At 44.7% G+C, this 19,191-nt stretch carries 16 protein-coding genes; 10 read left to right on the top strand and 6 right to left on the bottom strand.

Going from position 1 to position 19,191, the window contains the following annotated elements:
- Positions 1-119 precede the first annotated feature (119 nt).
- The 4 genes from ACF8CV_RS22460 to ACF8CV_RS22445 form a co-directional block, all read right to left on the bottom strand.
- The gene (locus ACF8CV_RS22460; RefSeq protein WP_015296943.1) at positions 120-1,835 is read right to left on the bottom strand and encodes an EAL domain-containing protein; all 1,716 of its coding nucleotides are present in this window, start codon (positions 1,833-1,835) and stop codon (positions 120-122) included.
- 303 nt (positions 1,836-2,138) lie between these two features.
- On the bottom strand, positions 2,139-3,500 hold the full coding sequence (locus ACF8CV_RS22455; protein ID WP_021823429.1) for an L-serine ammonia-lyase: 1,362 nt from the start codon (positions 3,498-3,500) through the stop codon (positions 2,139-2,141).
- 98 nt (positions 3,501-3,598) lie between these two features.
- A complete protein-coding gene (locus tag ACF8CV_RS22450; protein ID WP_005458812.1) occupies positions 3,599-4,852 on the bottom strand; it encodes a serine transporter in 1,254 nt (417 codons plus the stop codon).
- A 354-nt stretch (positions 4,853-5,206) separates the two neighbouring features.
- Entirely contained in the window at positions 5,207-5,806 is a 600-nt protein-coding gene (locus tag ACF8CV_RS22445) for a CoA pyrophosphatase (RefSeq protein WP_005458814.1), read from the bottom strand.
- A 284-nt stretch (positions 5,807-6,090) separates the two neighbouring features.
- On the opposite strand from ACF8CV_RS22445, the gene ACF8CV_RS22440 reads away from it, so the two are divergent.
- Together ACF8CV_RS22440 and ACF8CV_RS22435 are read left to right on the top strand one after the other, a co-directional pair.
- Positions 6,091-6,630, top strand: a complete 540-nt coding sequence (locus ACF8CV_RS22440; RefSeq protein WP_031415797.1) for a heme NO-binding domain-containing protein — start codon at positions 6,091-6,093, stop codon at positions 6,628-6,630.
- Positions 6,631-6,637: 7 nt separating this feature from the next.
- Positions 6,638-8,338, top strand: a complete 1,701-nt coding sequence (locus tag ACF8CV_RS22435; protein ID WP_138937539.1) for an ATP-binding protein — start codon at positions 6,638-6,640, stop codon at positions 8,336-8,338.
- Between the two features lie 149 nt (positions 8,339-8,487).
- Here ACF8CV_RS22435 and pabB read toward each other — a convergent pair whose 3' ends face one another.
- Positions 8,488-9,852 (bottom strand): aminodeoxychorismate synthase component I, encoded by a 1,365-nt coding sequence (pabB, locus tag ACF8CV_RS22430; RefSeq protein ID WP_138937538.1) that lies wholly within the window; start codon positions 9,850-9,852, stop codon positions 8,488-8,490.
- A 271-nt stretch (positions 9,853-10,123) separates the two neighbouring features.
- On the opposite strand from pabB, the gene ACF8CV_RS22425 reads away from it, so the two are divergent.
- The 8 genes from ACF8CV_RS22425 (at position 10,124) to ACF8CV_RS22390 (ending at position 17,967) form a co-directional block, all read left to right on the top strand.
- Positions 10,124-11,641 (top strand): fumarate hydratase, encoded by a 1,518-nt coding sequence (locus ACF8CV_RS22425; protein ID WP_005376905.1) that lies wholly within the window; start codon positions 10,124-10,126, stop codon positions 11,639-11,641.
- Positions 11,642-11,814: 173 nt separating this feature from the next.
- Positions 11,815-12,000, top strand: a complete 186-nt coding sequence (locus ACF8CV_RS22420; protein ID WP_005458825.1) for a hypothetical protein — start codon at positions 11,815-11,817, stop codon at positions 11,998-12,000.
- Between the two features lie 211 nt (positions 12,001-12,211).
- Positions 12,212-13,588 (top strand): YcjX family protein, encoded by a 1,377-nt coding sequence (locus ACF8CV_RS22415; protein ID WP_005483259.1) that lies wholly within the window; start codon positions 12,212-12,214, stop codon positions 13,586-13,588.
- Positions 13,585-14,625 carry a YcjF family protein gene (locus ACF8CV_RS22410; RefSeq protein WP_138937536.1) on the top strand — a complete coding sequence of 347 codons (1,041 nt, stop codon included), beginning with the start codon at positions 13,585-13,587 and terminating at the stop codon, positions 14,623-14,625. Before ACF8CV_RS22415 ends, ACF8CV_RS22410 begins: the two co-directional genes overlap by 4 nt.
- A 100-nt stretch (positions 14,626-14,725) precedes the next feature.
- Positions 14,726-16,270, top strand: a complete 1,545-nt coding sequence (gene tyrR / locus ACF8CV_RS22405) for a transcriptional regulator TyrR (RefSeq protein WP_138937535.1) — start codon at positions 14,726-14,728, stop codon at positions 16,268-16,270.
- A gap of 36 nt (positions 16,271-16,306) precedes the next feature.
- On the top strand, positions 16,307-16,891 hold the full coding sequence (locus tag ACF8CV_RS22400; protein ID WP_025501949.1) for a GNAT family N-acetyltransferase: 585 nt from the start codon (positions 16,307-16,309) through the stop codon (positions 16,889-16,891).
- A gap of 1 nt (position 16,892) precedes the next feature.
- Complete coding sequence (locus ACF8CV_RS22395) at positions 16,893-17,480, top strand: HD domain-containing protein (protein WP_138937534.1); 588 nt, start codon at positions 16,893-16,895, stop codon at positions 17,478-17,480.
- A 13-nt stretch (positions 17,481-17,493) separates the two neighbouring features.
- Entirely contained in the window at positions 17,494-17,967 is a 474-nt protein-coding gene (locus tag ACF8CV_RS22390; protein WP_005458833.1) for a DUF2947 domain-containing protein, read from the top strand.
- 50 nt (positions 17,968-18,017) lie between these two features.
- Here the strand turns inward: ACF8CV_RS22390 and ACF8CV_RS22385 are convergent, their stop codons facing one another.
- Positions 18,018-18,980, bottom strand: a complete 963-nt coding sequence (locus ACF8CV_RS22385; protein ID WP_021448851.1) for an integron integrase — start codon at positions 18,978-18,980, stop codon at positions 18,018-18,020.
- Positions 18,981-19,191 lie beyond the last annotated feature (211 nt).

The raw sequence follows: 19,191 nt of genomic DNA, 5'->3' as shown, positions 1-19,191 counted from the left end.
AACTTTCATCCAGTTATAGACGCTAGTGATACCCAAATCACTTCGCACACTTAGCGCGAATACATTATGAAGTCATTTGGGTATCAGCTAGTTTAAGTAACTCGCGGCATTAAGAAAAGCTAGAAATGCAGAGGATAGAAGTAACCTTGATGAATGTAGGCTCCTAACGTTGTGAGTAAGTGAGCACTATCTGCGGTTTCGACGCCTTCGACGATGACTGTGCAGCGGTAAGTGTTTCCCATCGCAATCAACTGACGCAGCGTTTCCACTTTCTTATCGTCCGACTTTAAACCAATCACAAACTCCCGATCTATTTTCAAATAATCTGGATTGATTTTGCTGATAAGTGACACGTTGTTGTTGCCAGTACCAAAGTCATCAATGCTGATTTTGCAGTTCAGTAATTTTAGTTTCGCGACGTTGTCGTAGATCTCGGAGGTGTAGTACATGGACGCGTTCTCCGTGATTTCGATGGTCAGTAAACGGCAGTCTCTGCTCGCGAGTTCTTGATAAAGAGTCGAGAAGTTTCTACCTCGTAGAAGAGAAGGGCACACATTGATGCTGATGGGCACCAACAAAGTCGGCTGTTTGGCGTAAATTGCTCGGATCACCAAGATCGTGTGGATCAAAAGCAGTCCATTGCTGATCAGTGTTTCGATGAACCTTTGGGTGTTCTTCACTTTGAATCGAGAAAGGGCTTCGTAGTGAATATTTTGCTGCGTTGAGGTGTTGTAGATCGGTTCGAGCTTGATATGAAATTCTCGAATAGCGAACAGATACGTGATGAACGCTTGTAGCGACCGATGCCTTAGTATCACTAAAAAGAACAGGCTCAACAAAATGATGCTCTTAAAAGGTCCTGAGATGTAATACACCTCTTTATAGCCTGTATCTTTAATTTGATAGTGAAAGTATCGCCCGTTGGTGTTGCCAATTTCGAACGACGTACCTGTGTTGGTGTAAAGCTTCATCCCGGAAAGGAAAAAGCGCGAGATGTGGCTCTCCACGTTATTCTGTAAGTTGATGTTTTTCACACGAACTAAAATGGTGGCGTTGTTGATGTCGAAGGATTGAGTCGTGTAATTGCTGTTATCGCTCCACTCGTTGAACGCTTTTTGGCTGACGGGAACCACCGCCTCTGGCGTGACCAAGCAGCGGATATTAAAGCGATCCAACATCATGCTGGATTCAACGAGCTTTACGTTATCAAACAACCCTTTTAGTTGGTCTTCATCAGCATAGCAACTCATCTGAGACAGGCTGTCGGCAATGTCCAATGCGCTATCTAAATAGTTGTGTTTCACAATGCTGTTGATGGCGTAATAGCAGACCGAGAAAAAGATAGCTGTAGTAACCAGCAACACCCAAGCGATGTCGGTATATATCCTTTTATTCCGCAAGCAAATACGAAGGGCTTTTCTGACGCTGTTTTTCGTGTGTTGGTTGATTCTCTTTTGTTGATAGATGCCGCTTTGGTGAGTATGTAGCATGGTAAAAGGGATGAAATATCCCGTCCTGTGAATGTTTTCTATGATGTTTCTCGTGGGAGAAACGTGATCTTCCGTGAGCTTGCGAAACTTCTTTCTCAATGCTGCCACCGCGTTTTTAAATCCATTTTCTGGCAAAGCCATCTTGTAGTGTTGAGTGATTTTTCTCTCAATAACGCGCTGACTGATCGGCGCATTTAAGCTGCCGTAAGTAGCAATAGTTGAAAGAATGGCATACTCATTTGAACTAACAGGGATGGCGTGGTGGAGTGTGTTGTTGATCTCTAAAGAAATGTCGTTTTCGGACAAGCAAACGCAGATTTGGTTTCCAAGTTCAAACCTAATCATGTGTTGATAAGCTCCAATTTAAATTTTGGCTACGTTATCAATAATGAGAAGTGAAGGGTGTGATTTTGTACGGGGATATCCTAAACATTTGGATATAGTAACAGTTTTAGTTTTTTTTATGAGCTACAGCGAGAGTAGGCCCTGACTGGTTTTTAGCTGGAACAAACAAAAATATCGGCAGGAATAAGGCAATGACGGGTGATGCTTCAAATGCGTCTGCATGCGCATACCTCATCGTATTTTGGATAAAAAAAGCCCGAGTATTCACTCGGGTTTATCGATATCTTTTTTATAACGAGACGATTAGCAAATCACTTTGATTGCTAGACCGCCTTGAGAAGTTTCGCGGTATTTCGCGTTCATGTCCTTACCAGTCTCTAGCATTGTTTCGATAACTTTATCTAGAGATACAGTAGGAGCAGAAGAACGACGTAGTGCCATACGAGTTGAGTTGATCGCTTTTACAGCCGCGATACCGTTACGCTCGATACATGGAACTTGAACCTGACCTGCAACAGGGTCACAAGTTAGACCTAGGTTGTGCTCCATCGCGATTTCTGCAGCCATACATACTTGCTCTGGGCTACCACCCATAAGCTCCGCAAGGCCAGCCGCCGCCATAGAACATGCCACGCCAACTTCACCCTGACAGCCAACCTCTGCACCAGAGATTGACGCGTTGCGCTTGTAAAGACCACCGATTGCGCCAGAAGCGGCAAAGTAACGGATGTAATCTTTTTCAGTCACAGTTTGGATGAACTTATCGTAGTAAGCCAATACTGCTGGGATGATGCCACAAGCGCCGTTAGTCGGTGCGGTAACAACACGGCCACCGGCTGCATTCTCTTCGTTTACTGCGAAAGCGAACATGTTTACCCAGTCAACAACAGACATTGGGTCGTTCGTTGTTTTCTCAGAAGTAAGCAGTTGCTGACGAAGTGCTGCAGCACGACGAGGTACACGTAGTGGACCAGGCAGAATGCCTTCTTCGTTCATACCGCGATCCATACATTCGCGCATCGTGCGCCAGATGTTCGCGAAGTAAGTACGAGTTTCTTCGTCTGAGTGAAGTGCTTGTTCGTTCTTCATCACTAGCGCGCTGATAGAAAGACCGCTTTCTTTACACTGGTTAACCAGCTCTTCAGCTGTTGTGAACTCGTAAGGAACCTTGATTGGGTTCTCAGCTTCTTTACCGAAGTTCTCTTCATCAACGATGAAGCCACCACCGATAGAGTAGTAAGTTTTTGAGTACGCTTTTTCGTCATCAATCCAAGCGTGGATTTGCATGCCGTTTTCGTGCAGCTCAAGGTTCGTTTTGTGGAAGTTCATTCCACCTTCACGTGGGAACGATACTGTATGACAGTGCATGCCAACAGGAAGGCGCTCAGTTTCTTCTACGCGAGCGATGAAGCCCGGAATAGAATCGATATCAACTTTCTCAGGGGAGTTGCCCGCAAGACCCATGATGATAGCAATATCTGTGTGGTGACCTTTCCCTGTCAGTGATAGTGATCCATAAACGTCAACGGTGATTTTAGTGATGTCGCGCAGTTTTCCCATTGCACGAAGATCATCAATAAACTCTTTACCCGCTTTCATTGGGCCTACAGTGTGTGAGCTTGAAGGACCAACACCGATTTTATAGATATCAAAAACACTAATCATATCGATTACCTCAGAAGAAAGCCTCCCAAGGGGAGTTGGGAGGCTTAATTTTATCGTTATATTTTTGGATTAATCATTCTGTTAAAAAACAGGGATGATTAAAGAGCGCCGTAGATTACAGAAGTAATTGCTGCAAGACCACAGATTGCTGTGAAAATTTGCACAGGTGCTGAAGTTTTGTACTTCGCCATTGCTGGAACTTTTTGCATCGCGAATACAGGCATCAAGAATAGGATTGCCGCAATCATTGGCGCGCCCATTGTTTCGATCATGCCTAGGATGCTTGGGTTAACGATAGCCACAATCCAAGTAGTGATAACGATGAACAGTAGAGAACCTTTTTCGATCTTGCTTACTGGAGATTGTGAGCGAGATTTGATTAGACCTACTAGACCTTCGTGTGCACCTAGGAAGTGACCGAAGTAGCTAGAAGTGATCGCCGCGAATGCAACCAATGGACCCATGTAAGAGATCAGTGGAGATTCGTGGATGTTCGCTAGGTAAGAAAGTACAGAGATGTTTTGTTCTTTCGCAGATGCTAGTTGCTCTGGAGATAGAGAAAGTACTACAGAGAATACGAAGAACATAACAAAGCCCATTAGCATCATCGCTGCACCGCCAGTGATCATGTCTGTTTTCTTGTAAGCTTCGTCGCCGTATTGCATGCGTTGCTCTTTAGAGAACTGAGAAATGATTGGGCTGTGGTTGAATGAGAATACGATGATAGGAATTGCTAACCAAACGATAGTTGGCATTGCAGCCCAGTCTGGAGCCACTTCAATCATAGATGTGTTCCACTCAGGGATTAGGTAGAAAGACAACGCCAATAGGATGAACACTAGAGGGTAAACCATTGCTGAAGTTGCTTTCAGCATCAGTTCTTTACCGAATACTACGCCTGCTGTCATTGCTGCGATAAGCGCACCAGAAAGTAGCCAGCGAGGAATCGATTCCATGCCCATTTGGTTAACTAGGAAAGAGTCAACCGTGTTTGTGATACCAACACCGTAGATAAGTACGATTGGGTAAATAGCGAAGAAGTATGCGAACGTAATAAGGTTTGCGCCAGTTTTACCGAAGTGTTCTTCTACTGTGTCAGTGATGTCTGCTTCTGGGTTCTTAGCTGAAAGAACGAAGCGAGCTAGAGATTTGTGTGCGAACCAAGTCATTGGTGCCGCGATTAGAGCTAGGATTACTAATGGCCAAAAACCACCCGCACCAGCTTTAATAGGAAGGAAAAGTACACCTGCACCTACTGCCGTGCCGAACAGAGACAGACACCAGGTGAAGTCTTTGTAAGTAAACTTACTAGACGATTGTGCGGTAGAAACCGCAGAAGTAGTTGTATTCATTTTTGAGTTACTCATTTTGGGAACAGGAAATAAGTCGCGGGCAATTTTGCAAGATTTTACACTAGGAAAATTAGATCTAAATCATGTATTGCTCGTGCTTATTGAATGATATGTCAAAAACCTGCTTTTTATCACGAAAATGATGTGCTACTCGTGATTATTGCTAATGAGTAAAATTAGAAAAACTTATCAATAGGGCGATTTGTATAAATTTATTTCACCGCAAGCGTTTGCGGTGAAAATGGCAAATTAATCTAATGTGAATGAATGTTTATGAAGTAACGTTTTATTAATATTGATGCACATAATGATCGCATTGGTCGTATGATCATTATCGAATGAAAGAGGAGAGATTTAGCCGGAAATGATGTGCTTTTGCATCGACTCAATGATCTGCGCCGTCATGCCCCAGATGAAATGTTGACGATATGGGATAGCAAATACACGATGACTGCTTCTTTTTAACTCAAACTTACTGCTGTAGAGCTTATTTGGGTTCAAAATATGGTTGGCTGGTACCTCAAAAACCGACTCGACCTCATTTGGGTCAATATGCGTTTTATAATCCGGAGAAATAAAGGCCAAAAATGGCGTCACATTAAATTGACTAATCGTTGGCAGTTTTGGTAACTGACCGAACACATGAATGTGTTTATCTTCTATACCGACCTCTTCATTAGTCTCACGAAGCGCCGTATTCACCAGATGGATATCTTCGGGTTCAAACTTACCGCCAGGAAAGCTGATTTGCCCTGGATGATGCCGAAGATGTTCGGCTCGCTTGGTCAAAATCACTTGTAGGCCTTCAGGTCTATCCACAAAACCAATCAGAACCGCGGCGTCTCGAAGCGGTTTACCTTTCATAAAATTCAGGCGGGCAAGAGACTCCTTGTGATACCCCGTCGGAAGATGAAATTGAAAGTTCTGCAGCAATTTTGTTTTGTCGATAACCAAACCGAACCCCTAATTTTCGTGCCTACTCATTATTATACACCCAAGATAATAACCCTAAACTCCGGAAGCGAGCGTGCTTGAGTGAGAAAATGAGTGGTGAGTGCACTCCGCCTCATTGTTAATAAAACAGTAAGCTCAAATGTTAAAGGAAAATCGCTTCACATCTAGGCAACCTTTTGCTTTGTGCTTTGTGTCTCACTCTGCCGAAGCATATTGATTTGAAACTTATAGGGTTATACACCATTCTTATTTTTAAGGCGTTGCAATGAGGTTGGTGTTTGCCAATGAAAGGGATAATCTTTACCGAGTTCATGGAGTTAGTGGAAAGCAAATTTGGACTTGAAGTGCTTGACCAAGTGCTCGAACTTTCCGATGACGAAGGGGTATATACCTCTGTCGGCAGTTATGATCACCGAGACTTAGTCAAACTGATCGTCAATCTCAGCAAAGTTTCTGATATTCCCCCAGAGCAGTTACAAGAAGTGTTTGGTGAAAGCGTATTTTTGAACCTGCTACGCTCCATTCCCAGTCATGCAAGCTTGCAGCAGTGCGACAATACCTTTCAATTTGTTCGACATGTAGAATGCTTTATTCATGTAGAAGTTAAAAAACTTTACCCAGACGCCAATCCGCCTAAGTTCGATTTTATCAGCGAAACACAGTCAGAACTGGTGTTCGACTACCACAGTGCAAGGTGTATGGCGCATGTTTGTTTAGGGTTGCTCAAAGGCTGTGCTGCACACTTTGGACAGGTCATTCATATTACGCATCAAAACCAAACCGAAGACGGAAGCCAAGTTCGATTTTGGCTGGAGGCACAATAAGAAGAGTATGACGGGTAACTCCTCATTAGAAAGGAAACTCAAACGAGAAATCGCCTCAAGAAAGGCGGCAGAACTGCTTTTAGAGCAAAAAAGTTATGAGCTCTACGAATCGACGCAAAAATTGAGCGTTGCATTAAAGAAGCTAGAACTTCGATCGGAAAGCGATCTGCGCAAGTTTGAGTTTGAAGAAAAAATTGATGCCACGCTTATTCGGTTTGGACGGACATTCCTTTCCAGCACTTTCGACGAGACAATGATTGCCAGTTTTCTTGAGCAACTGACGTCCAATTCTGTTATTACCGCTTCGTATTTATACCTTGATCCTGTCCAACTCACTTCTTTGCGTCGTCATCATTTCGGGCATTTGGATCTAAAAAGTGACAAACCTATCGCTCGAACACCCAATTGGCAGAATGAGGCGCTACATTTACCCATCATCATTGATGAGCGAGTCGTTGGCGAATTGATATTTTCTGTGTCGTTGGAACAAATTGAGCAAGCTTTTATCTCCAAACAAATGGAACTGGTTTCTGATTTGGTTCACGGCGTGATCAGTCGTCACCTCAGCCTTGAACGTGAAGTCGAGCTAAGAAAGCGAGCGGAAGAGTCAGAAAAAGCGACGAAAGAGTTTGTCGCGATGATTAACCACGAGTTAAGAACGCCACTTAATGGCGTACTCGGCAGCGCAGATCTGTTAAGCAAAACTCAGTTGGGAGAAGATCAACGGCAATATCTCGGTAATTTGATTCAGTCGGGCGATTTACTTCGCGTCATCATCAACGACTTGCTCGATTTCAGCAAGATGAATGCTGGCATGATGGAAATTATCGACAAGGTTTTTGCGTGGGATGATCTCGAAAAAGCCATTACGGGCGTATTTGCTGCGAAAGCGGCAGAGAAGCGCATTCATTTTTCTATCGACAAGAAGTTGGGCATTCCGGAGTTTCTGATTGGCGATTTAGAACGAATCACCCAAATCTTAGTCAATCTGATTGGGAACGCGATCAAATTTACCCATTTGGGCGGCGTGGTCTTGCGAGTCGAGTGGGTAAACGGCACTGCGTTTTTTGAGGTGGAAGATACCGGGATTGGGATACCGTTAGCGGCGCAAAGTTCGTTGTTTGACCCTTTTGTACAAGTTGACCGTTCGGCAAAACGCAGTTTTGAAGGCTCAGGCTTGGACTTAGCGATTTGTAAGAACCTCGTGGATTTAATGCAAGGTGAGATCAGTTTCGAAAGTGAAGAGCGCAAAGGTACAACCTTTAAAGTTTCCATCCCTTTAAAAGAGGGGCAAGCTCAAGGTGCAGCGTCGGGTGAGTTGGCTGTTGTCGAACGAAGCGACTTAGCTGGGCGCTCGATATTGGTAGTGGATGATATACGAATGAACCAAGTCATTGTGACGCAGATGCTGAAAAAGCTCGACATTACTCCTGATTTAAAAGCCAATGGTTTGGAAGCGCTAGAAGCGGTTAAAAACAAAGATTACGAATTGATATTTATGGATTGTCGAATGCCGGAAATGGATGGTTACGAAGCAACGGCTCACTTGCGACAAAAAGGCTTCGACCGTCCAATCATCGCCTTAACAGCAGGCACAACGATTGAAGAACGTCAAAAGTGCATTGATTCAGGCATGGACGATATCCTCACTAAGCCGTACACCGCAACCGATATTGAACAGATTATGTGTAAGTGGCTCGAGCAGTAGACGCTGTCTCTTAAAAAACGGATGCTTGTTGGCTAACGGCTAGCCGCTAAAGGGCATACAAACAACGCTCACAAAAACGCCTCCGTACTGGAGGCGTTTTGACTTGTTTTCGTCAGCAGGATTCAAGAGACGTTGTCATCTGTCGAAACCTACGATTGCAGCGCTGGCAAAATCTTTGAAAGCTTATCCAACGTTTCTTGATATTCAGAGGCACAATCGCTATCTGCAACGACGCCGCCGCCAGCCCAAGCGTACAGTTTGTGATTTTCCGCGACGAGAGTACGGATGGTGATGCTGGTATCCATACGACCATGGCGAGAAATGTAGCCAATACTGCCGCAATACGCGCTGCGTCGATGCGGCTCCAATTCTTCAATGATCTGCATTGCGCGAACTTTAGGTGCGCCCGTAATTGAACCGCCCGGGAAGCACGCTCGTAGCAAATCTGCAGGAGAATATTGCTCGTCCAAATTCGCACGAATGGTGCTCACCAAATGATGCACGGCAGGGAAGCTTTCAATATCAAACAGCTTGGGCACGTGAACGCTACCCGGTGATGCAACTCGACCAATGTCATTACGCAGCAAATCGACAATCATCAGGTTTTCTGCCTGATCTTTTTCCGCTGTCTGCAAGTCATGGGCATTAGCGTTATCTTGCTTTGGATCTTCGCTGCGTGGGCGAGTACCTTTGATTGGTTTCGTTTCAATGACGCGATCTTTGAGTTCTAAAAAGCGCTCTGGAGAGATACTCAAAATCGAAGACTCAGGCATGCGGATAAACGCTGAGAATGGCGCTTGGTTGGCGGACTCCAATTTCAGATACGCTTGCCACTCGCTGCCTTGATACGGTGCGTTAAAGCGTTGCGCCAAATTGATCTGATAGCAGTCACCGCTCAACAAGTATTCTTGCACCTTGTCAAAGCGAGTGGCGTAGCTCTCTTTCGTCATGTTTGACTGCCAATCGCCGGACAGAGCGAAGTCTACACTTTGCTCCGCTTCTTGTTTGTCTAACCATTGCCAAGCTTGCTCGATATTCTGACCGACTAAGCATGCTTTTTTAAGCTTGTGGTCAACAACGACGGCCCATTCATACAGACCTACCGCCATATCAGGCGTGTTGAGATCCTTTTCGGCCTGTTCTGGCATTGTTTCTACGCGTCGACCTAAATCGTAACTGAAGTAACCGAGCGCTCCGCCGACAAAAGGCAAATCCAATTCTTTATTTAACTCAACGTGAGGAAGCCACTGTTCTTGCAACTGATGAAGCAGCGTGAATGGGTCATCTTGAGTTGAATAGGCATTCGATGGCGTTTCAACTTGTGTGCTGTCGGCAATGGTTTCTAACGTTGCAATTGGGTTGGCAACCAACACATCAAAGCGACTATCGATATGCGTTTCTGATGCAGAACGCAGCAACATCGCCCAAGGCTGGTGTTGAATGCGAGAAAAGAGGTGAAGAGCAAACTCTGGTTCGTATTCCAGCGCTTTAAAATCAATGAATTGATTGTCCATGTTGTTCATTTGTGTAATTTGTGACAAAGAGATCGTTCACTGCATGGCATGTCATGGGCAGCAAGAGTATCATATTCCTCTGTATAGCCAAACTCCCTCTATTCATAGGGTTTTGAGATGGTTTACAAGTAGGCGACTTCAGCGTTTCGTGTGTCGATATCAGCCGTTCGACAATTGTTTATAACAAAAAGAAGCTCAAAAGAGCAATAAGCTCAACAAACACGATTGAAGCCAAGCCAATAATGGAAGCATAACTATAACGAGGCATGTAATGACGGTAATACGCAAGCAGGATGTAATCAGCAGTGTCGCTGATGCGCTACAGTATATTTCTTACTACCACCCGCTAGACTTTGTTCAAGCTCTTGAAAAAGCCTATCACCGCGAAGAGAGTCAAGCCGCGAAAGACGCGATTGCTCAGATCCTAATTAACTCCCGAATGTCAGCAGAAGGTCACCGACCAATTTGTCAGGATACTGGCATCGTGACGTGTTTCGTCAACATCGGTATGGGCGTGCAATGGGACTCAACCGACATGACGGTTCAGCAGATGGTAGATGAAGGTGTCCGACAAGCGTATACGAACCCAGATAACCCGTTGCGTGCGTCAGTACTTATGGATCCTGCCGGTAAACGTATTAATACCAAAGACAACACGCCTGCTGTCGTACACATCAACATGGTACCGGGCGATAAAGTTGAAATTCAGATCGCAGCGAAGGGCGGCGGTAGTGAAAACAAAACTAAGATGGTGATGCTAAACCCATCTGACGATATTGCTGAGTGGGTAGAGAAAACGCTACCAACAATGGGCGCGGGCTGGTGTCCACCAGGTATGCTTGGCATTGGTATTGGCGGTACGGCTGAAAAAGCAGCGGTATTGGCAAAAGAATCTCTAATGGAACACATCGATATTCAAGAGCTTATTGACCGTGGCCCACAAAACGCAGAAGAAGAGCTTCGTTTGGATATCTTCAATCGCGTGAACAAACTTGGTATTGGCGCGCAAGGCCTTGGCGGTTTGACGACTGTTGTCGACGTTAAGATCAAAACTGCGCCAACGCACGCGGCTTCTAAGCCTGTTTGTTTGATCCCGAACTGTGCGGCGACTCGTCACGTACACTTCACGCTCGATGGCAGCGGCCCAGCAGAGCTAACGCCACCTAAACTAGAAGATTGGCCAGACATTACTTGGGAAGCGGGCGAAAATACGCGTCGCGTAAACTTAGACACGATCACTAAAGAAGAAGTACAAGAGTGGAAGACAGGCGAAACCGTTCTTCTATCAGGTAAAATTCTGACTGGTCGTGATGCTGCGCATAAACGTATTCAAGGCATGTTAGACAATGGAGAAGGTCTACCTGAAGGCGTAGATCTAAACGGTAAGTTCATTTACTACGTAGGTCCTGTCGATGCAGTTGGTGATGAGGTCGTTGGTCCTGCTGGCCCAACAACATCAACTCGTATGGATAAATTCACCGATATGATGCTAGAAAAAACTGGCATCATGGGCATGATCGGTAAAGCTGAGCGTGGCCCTGCAACGGTTGAATCTATCAAGAATCACAAAGCGGTTTACCTAATGGCTGTTGGTGGCGCGGCCTACCTTGTAGCGAAAGCGATCAAGAAAGCTCGCGTTGTCGCATTTGAAGATTTAGGTATGGAAGCGATCTACGAATTTGAAGTTGAAGATATGCCAGTAACAGTGGCTGTAGACTCAAATGGCGTTAACGCGCACCAAATCGGTCCTGACACTTGGAAAGTAAAAATTCAAGAGATGGAAGCATAAGGCAAAAGGCAATCTTACATTGTCTCAGTAGAGAGAATGTGACAAGGTGCTGATTTACCTAGCAAACATTTGACAAAAGTGCAGCGAAAACTGCACTTTTTGTCTATATAATGTAGATATAAACCTCAGGGCATAGCAATCAAACGTTATGCGAACAATAATTAGGAGACGGCATGCCTCGTTTTATTCAGATTCTACAAATTATTCTTGCTGTAGTGGTTGGTGGCTTTGTTGGCTACGACTTGATTCTTCACGGTATCAGTATTTTTGATGAGAAATACGTCACCATCACTTGTGTGCTTTGGTTTGTTCTTGAAATCGCACTCTTTGTTATCTACAAGCTGATTGAAGAAGATTAGAACATCAAGCCGCTAGTTAGAATATATAAGCCTCTGAAGTGATTCAGAGGCTTTTCCGTTTATAGGCAGCAATATTTTACACTTATCGAGGTCAGCACTAGATTGCAGATTTTGTTCATCTTTGATTAAGGTTGGTAAACTTAGACTCGTGATACTCAAGTTACTTCTATGGAAGCGTTGGGTATAAAAACTGGTGAGATAAATAAAAACTATGAAAAGAATAAAGCAAGAAGTGAACGACTTTATCAGCCGTGGTATGGATTCTAATGTAAGAATTGCGGTAACTGGGTTATCCCGAGCGGGTAAAACGGCCTTTATCACGTCTTTGGTTAATCAGTTGCTTCACACCGCCACTCACGACAATCTACCTTTATTGACCGCCGCGAGAGACAAACGCCTTATTGGTGCAAAGCGTGAACCTCAAACCAATATGATGGTGCCTCGCTTTGCTTACGACGAGGCGATGAGCCAGATTCATGCGAACCCACCACAATGGCCAGTGCCAACGCGTGATGTGAGCGAAATTCGCCTAGCTTTAAAATACAAACCAAAGAAAACGACCAAGAAGCTGCTCAGTAAAACGGCGGTTCTCAATGTTGACATCATCGACTATCCGGGGGAATGGCTATTGGACTTGCCTTTGCTCGATATGAATTTTTCGAGTTGGTCTCAAACGCAGTTTGACGCGCTGAAAGGCAAACGCAAAGAGTTAGCTCAAGCATGGCTAGCTGAACTCGAACAGATTGAGCTCAATGCGGATGCAGATGAAAAACAGCTAGAGAAAGTGGCTCACGCTTACACGGATTATCTCCATGCTTGTAAAGATGCTGGGCTGCACTGGGTTCAGCCAGGGCGATTTGTGTTACCAGGAGAGCTTGCTGGTGCACCGGTGTTGCAGTTCTTTCCTTGTCGATTTGAATCGGAAAGCAAAGCGCCTAAAGGCAGCAACTTAGCCATGTTGGAAGCGCGTTTTCATGAATATCAGCAAAAAGTCGTGAAAGCGTTTTATAAGCACCATTTTGCAACATTTGACCGCCAAATTGTGCTGGTGGATTGTTTACAGCCACTTAATGCTGGCGACGAGGCGTTTTATGATATGCGTCAGGCTCTTGAGCAGATCATGCACAGCTTTCGTTATGGTCGCAGTAGCTTTTTACGTCGTTTGTTCTCGCCAAAAATAGACAAAGTGCTATTTGCCGCCACCAAGGCCGATCACGTGACACCAGATCAGCATCCGCATCTTGTTTCTCTACTGCAACAAATGGTGCACCCAGCATGGCAAACCGCTGCTTATGAGAACATTGAAATGAGTTGTATGAGCATTGCTTCCATCCAAGCGACCACTTCTGGGTTTATTACCTCAGGCGACAAAACCATTTCTGCGTTACAAGGGACGACCTTAAACGGTGAGGCAATGACGATGTTCCCAGGAGAGGTGCCTAAGAAGCTACCCAATGCTGCCTATTGGCAAAACAGTGGTTTCGACTTTACTTCCTTCCGTCCTATGCCGTCAGCAAGTGATGAACCGATGAAACACATACGTCTAGATAAAGCACTGGATTATCTGCTAGGAGACAAATTGAAATGAGCGAATTGAAGCAGAAACAAATTTTCTCTGAAAAAGCACTAGAGAAAGAGCAGCAATCGGATTCACCAGAGTTAACGGCGCAAAAGACATTCAGTGAAAAAGAAACTTTTGTACCAGTGAAGATAGAAGAAGATCGAATTGAAACCGAACAAGAACTGCAACTTGAACATGGGATTCGCCCTAGGCCGGGCAGAAAATGGCTCGCAACCGGCGTGTTTGCTACTTTTGCTGGATTGGTCGGGTGGCAGGCTGTGGACTCAGTTGTCACTGCGGTGCAAACGGCTGACTGGCTAGCATTAGGCTGGGCGGGTTTCATTACTGCTGTGTCATCATTGGGCCTAGGTGCTATCGGTAAAGAACTCTGGAAGCTACGTAAATTAAGAAATCATTTCAGCATTCAGGAAGAAGCCGAACTGCTCGTTCACAGTGACAGTGTGGGTAAAGGCAAGGTGTTTTGCGAAAAGGTGGCAGAACAGAGTGGTGTATTAGCAGAAAACCCAGGCTTTGATCGCTGGCAGAACAGCATTAATCCAGCACACAGTGATGCGGAAATCCTTGATATGTACGATTCTATGGTCGTTAGTCAACAAGACAAGCTCGCTACAAAAGTGGTTTCTCAGCACGCGACTGAGTCTGCTGCGCTAGTTGCGGTAAGTCCACTCGCCGCCGCTGATATGTTGCTGGTGGCGTGGCGAAACTTCAAAATGATCGATAACTTATCCAAAGTGTATGGCGTTGAATTAGGTTATGCTTCGCGCATCAAGCTATTGAGAGCGGTATTCGTGAATATGGCAGCGGCAGGTGCAAGTGAGTTAGCCATTGACGCCGGTATGGATTTGATGTCGATGGATCTTGCTGGCAAAGTTTCTGCTCGTGCAGGGCAGGGGCTTGGCGTGGGGATTCTAACTGCGCGTTTAGGATTGAAAGCGATGGCCTTACTGCGTCCGCTTCCTTGGTATCCTGATCGCCAAGTCAAACTCGGGACTATCCGCAAAGCCGTGGTGGCGAAAGTTGCATCAATCACGATGAAACCATAACGAATATCACCTTTGACCGATAGGATTGCTTGACGCCAATACAAGCTTGATAGAAACTACTGTCAACTTTTCCTGACAGTTGTGAATTGGGATATTTTCAGTGCGTCTTGAAGTCTTATGTGAAGATAGACTCGGTCTTACCCGAGAACTGCTCGATATTTTAGCGTCTAAAAGTATCGACTTACGTGGTATTGAAATCGATATCAGTGGCATCATCTATTTAAACTGCCCAGATATTGATTTTGATACTTTTAGTGAGTTGATGGCTGAAATCCGCCGTATTCCGGGGGTTAAAGACGTACGTAAAATCCAATTTATGCCAATGGAGCGCCACAACACTGAGCTGCTTTCGTTGGTTGATAATTTGCCGGACCCGGTTTTTGCAATCGACCTTAAAGGTGCTGTCGATATGGCGAACATGTCTGCTTTGTCGCTACTCGGCCTGCATAAACAAGAAGTCATTGGCACTCAGATTGGTGCGTTATTACCAAGTGTCCGTTTCTCTCGTTGGTATGAAGGAGTGAACGCTCGTACTCGTGAAAACCTAGTTATTGATGGGTTGGATTACATTTTAGAGCTCATGCCTGTCTATATCAGAGACGAAGCGCAGAATTCTACGCTTGCAAGCACTTTGATGACCATTCGAACAAGCCAGCACGGCACGCAAATAGAAGAAAGACTACCGTTGCATAATCCATTGGGTTTTGAGCACTTCGTAGGAATATCAAACCGCCATAAGGCATTGATTAATCAGGCTAAGAAGCTTTCTGTTCTGGATCAACCGCTACTAATCGAAGGTGAAACTGGTACTGGCAAAGAAATGCTCGCAAAAGCCTGTCATAGTCGTTCAAGCCGTGCGAGTAAACCATTCCTTGTGTTGAGCTGTGCATCCATGCCAGATGACGTTGCAGAAACCGAGCTGTTTGGTCATGCGCCGGGTTCATTCAATCACGAACAAGGCCACAAAGGTATTTTTGAACAGGCAAATGGTGGTACGGTATTTCTTGATGAAATTGGTGAGATGAGTGCTCATCTGCAAATCAAACTTCTTCGTTTTCTACAAGATGGTAACTTCCGTCGTGTTGGTGCAGAAGATGAAATGCATGTAGATGTTCGCATTATTGCTTCGACAAAACATAACCTTGCTGAGCTTTCTGAAGCGGGTATGTTCCGTGAAGATTTGTATTATCGCCTCAATGTACTCACGCTAAGCATTCCTCCACTGCGTAAGCGCTCGAATGATGTGGCACCTTTGCTGGATTTGTTCGTGACAAAACACGCGCAGCAGCTGGGTATCGATAAGCCGGAGCTGGATGACGGTCTGGTTGATGCTCTGGCCAGCTACCAATGGCCGGGTAACATGCGTCAGCTAGATAATATGGTGTTGCGAGCGCTAACAGAAATGGATGGTCACCTACTGAAAGCCGAACATTTTAATTTGCCACAGCCGCAGTCAGTTGGCGGGGGCAGTGCAACGCTTAATATTGATGGTTCTTTGGACGAGATCATGCGTGATTATGAATCCCAGGTGTTGGAGCGTTTGTACCAGTCGTTCCCGTCAAGTCGTAAGTTAGCGAAGCGTTTGAACGTATCGCATACGTCTATTGCGAATAAGTTACGTGACTATGGGATTCGTAAGAATTAACGCGAGTAATCAAGAAAAGGGAAGTTGTCGTTTGTAATGGAAGATCATAGTTCATCAATCGCCGTTCACAAGTTGGACGGCGACTTGCTTCTACGAACCGCTGAAATCGGTGATGCCGATATGATCGCGGCGTATTTTCAATCTAATCGCGATTATTTGAAGCCATTTGAACCAAAGAGAGAAGAGGCGTTTTTCTCTGTTAATGGTTGGCTCCAAAAACTGATTAAGTTGAACGAGCTTCATCGCATGGGGCTTGGCTACTATTGCTTGCTAATTCATGTTGATACAGGGCGCATGCTGGGAACGATTTCATTCAGCAGTATGAGTCGCTTTCCATTTTATAGCTGTAACGTTGGCTATTCCTTGGCGGAAGAGGCACAAGGTCACGGCTATATGCGTCGTGGGTTAAAAATGGCATGCGACTACATGTTTAACGTGCAAAAAATGCATCGTATCCAAGCCGGCTATATGCCTCATAACAAACGCAGTGAAGCTGTGCTAGAGTTTGTCGGGTTTAGCAAAGAAGGTTACGCAAAAGATTACCTTTTGATCAATGGTGAATGGCAAGACCATGTGCTGGCATCATTAACTAACCCTCATTGGCAGCAAGAAGGGCGCTAATATGGATCGATTAGAAAAGCAGTTAGCATTACTCATTGAACTTGATAAGCTCAAAAGCGTATTGCGTCGTACTCGGGTGAAAAGTGCCGAAGGTCGTCTTGAAAACAGTGGTGAGCACAGTTGGCACGTCGCATTGATGGCAGTATTAATGGAAGAGCACGCAAATGCGCCAGTCGATATCTGTCGAGTGATGAAAATGCTATTGATACATGACGTTGTTGAGATCGACGCAGGCGACACGTTTGTTTATGATACTGCAGCTTCAAAAGAGCAAGCAGAAAAAGAAATAAAAGCCGCTGAACGCTTATTTGGTATGTTACCAACAGATCAAGGGCAAGAATTATTAGCGCTTTGGCAAGAATTTGAAGCCGCGCAGAGTGATGATGCAAAATATGCAAAAGCGCTTGACCGTTTAATTCCCATGCTCTTGAACTACCATAACGATGGTCAAAGTTGGAAAGAGAATAGTGTAACGCGTGAACAGGCGCTTACCATTAATAAACGAATTGAATTTGGCTCTGTTACCTTGTGGGACAAAGCGAAAGAGTTGATTGAAGAAGCCACAGAGAAAGGTTGGCTGAAATCGTAATAAAGGAGACTGAATGTCTTATTTGCCTTTGGATGAATACCAAAGAAAATGGATTTTTACGCATCAGTCGATGCCAGTGCCAGAAGAAGATTTGGCATTTATCAAGCCGATGAGCCAAGCTCGTTCTGCGCAATTTTGGAAAGAGAACATTAGCGCGCAAAGCCCTGATATGGACCGCCTAAGCTCACAAGATTGGCCGATGAGTGAATCAAATTGGTTAGAATCTGTAGATTGGATGGCTGCATGGGAATCGGATGAGCCTGAAATGCCACAAGAAGTTGATGCACATATCGATTGGCAAGATGATGTGACCGTGTATTTCTGTTACGAAAAGTACAATGTCATAGAAACAAAATGGTCGATTTTTAAAAAGCATTGGAAGAACTTTTTGTTCTATGATGATGGTCCAATTCTTATTGGTCGTCGCCGCTCGCAAGCATTGTGGTTTGACTCAAAAGGAATGGTTAAACTTGGTGAGCGTCACTAACTCATCACCAGCTTATGATACTAGCCACCAACCAGGTGGCTTTTGTTTTTTTAAAGACTTGATAAAGGGCTTAGGACTCCGCCTGCACCTCTCTCAATCACGTGGGTATATATTTGGGTGGTCTTTACATCGGTGTGGCCAAGCTGCTCTTGCACTGTTCTAATATCGGCACCAGATTCCAATAAATGCGTTGCAAAGCTATGTCTTAACGTGTGACAGGTAACCGTTTTTTCTATGCTTGCATCGAGCGCGGAGCGCTTTACCGCTCTTTGAATTGCGCTTTCATTTATATGATGTCTTCGCAGTTGCCCTGTCTCTTTGTCGACACTTAACTTGTTAGACGGAAACAAAAAGTGCCAATTGAAATCTAATTCTGCATTCGGATATTTACGGCGTAAACCTTCAGAGATGTAAACACCTGCGTATCCGGGTACATGCCGGTCCTTGAAGTAGTAGTTTCTTGCTAAGTTCATCTGCGATTTTAGCGGCTCATGGAGCTCTTTCGCCAATGTGACCGTACGGTTTTTTCCACCTTTCCCTTGCCAGACTCTCACTGCACCATAGTCATAATCTATGTCTTGGATTCTTAGTCTAAGGCATTCCATAATTCGAAGCCCAGAACCGTATAGGAGTTGGATGTGAAGCTTATATCTCGGATCGATATGTTGCACAAACCTGCGGACTTCATCGCGAGTCAAAACAACAGGGAGCTTCTTTTCCGTCAGTGATTTTTGGAACCTCATATCCAGTGAAAGCGGGGTTTTAAAAAAGTCTCGATATAAAAACGAAATAGCATTCAGCGCCAATGCTTGAGTTTTGACTGCAACTTTTTCATCGATAGCGAGGTGGCTGAGAAATCGAATAACGTCGTCTTCAGATAACTTCGATGGATGAGCAAGCTGGTGGAATACGATAAAGCGCTTTATCCAGAATAGGTAACTCTCGATAGTTTTGTTGGCATAATGGCGAGTAAGCATATGCTCTTTTACACTTATCAGAAACTGACTTTTCATAACATTACAAAGCTGTTTATTTATACAGGTGTTGCAATTTATCAATACTGACCCAGTTATCATGCTTTTTGCCGTCTAATTGCGTGTTCAAACACACATATTCATACTACTTTTCTATTTGTTTCATGAAGATGAGTGCTAGGATTTGTTTTTCTTTTGTCAGGAAAGAATGCGGTAGCGTGCGAGAAAGGCCGCTATTTGCGGTATAGAA

Source organism: Vibrio sp. zbq_1 (genome assembly GCF_043102935.1).
In the GTDB taxonomy this organism is placed as follows: Bacteria; Pseudomonadota; Gammaproteobacteria; order Enterobacterales; family Vibrionaceae; genus Vibrio; species Vibrio parahaemolyticus.
Note: the sequence above shows the minus strand (reverse complement) of the source record. Positions and strands in the feature narration are given on the sequence as shown.

Coding starts and splice junctions, on each gene's coding strand:
- ACF8CV_RS22460 (WP_015296943.1), bottom strand. CDS start 1,835: ATGATTAGGTTTGAACTTGGAAACCAAATCTGCGTTTGCTTGTCCGAA.
- ACF8CV_RS22455 (WP_021823429.1), bottom strand. CDS start 3,500: ATGATTAGTGTTTTTGATATCTATAAAATCGGTGTTGGTCCTTCAAGC.
- ACF8CV_RS22450 (WP_005458812.1), bottom strand. CDS start 4,852: ATGAATACAACTACTTCTGCGGTTTCTACCGCACAATCGTCTAGTAAG.
- ACF8CV_RS22440 (WP_031415797.1), top strand. CDS start 6,091: ATGAAAGGGATAATCTTTACCGAGTTCATGGAGTTAGTGGAAAGCAAA.
- ACF8CV_RS22435 (WP_138937539.1), top strand. CDS start 6,638: ATGACGGGTAACTCCTCATTAGAAAGGAAACTCAAACGAGAAATCGCC.
- pabB (WP_138937538.1), bottom strand. CDS start 9,852: ATGGACAATCAATTCATTGATTTTAAAGCGCTGGAATACGAACCAGAG.
- ACF8CV_RS22425 (WP_005376905.1), top strand. CDS start 10,124: ATGACGGTAATACGCAAGCAGGATGTAATCAGCAGTGTCGCTGATGCG.
- ACF8CV_RS22420 (WP_005458825.1), top strand. CDS start 11,815: ATGCCTCGTTTTATTCAGATTCTACAAATTATTCTTGCTGTAGTGGTT.
- ACF8CV_RS22415 (WP_005483259.1), top strand. CDS start 12,212: ATGAAAAGAATAAAGCAAGAAGTGAACGACTTTATCAGCCGTGGTATG.
- ACF8CV_RS22410 (WP_138937536.1), top strand. CDS start 13,585: ATGAGCGAATTGAAGCAGAAACAAATTTTCTCTGAAAAAGCACTAGAG.
- ACF8CV_RS22400 (WP_025501949.1), top strand. CDS start 16,307: ATGGAAGATCATAGTTCATCAATCGCCGTTCACAAGTTGGACGGCGAC.
- ACF8CV_RS22395 (WP_138937534.1), top strand. CDS start 16,893: ATGGATCGATTAGAAAAGCAGTTAGCATTACTCATTGAACTTGATAAG.
- ACF8CV_RS22390 (WP_005458833.1), top strand. CDS start 17,494: ATGTCTTATTTGCCTTTGGATGAATACCAAAGAAAATGGATTTTTACG.
- ACF8CV_RS22385 (WP_021448851.1), bottom strand. CDS start 18,980: ATGAAAAGTCAGTTTCTGATAAGTGTAAAAGAGCATATGCTTACTCGC.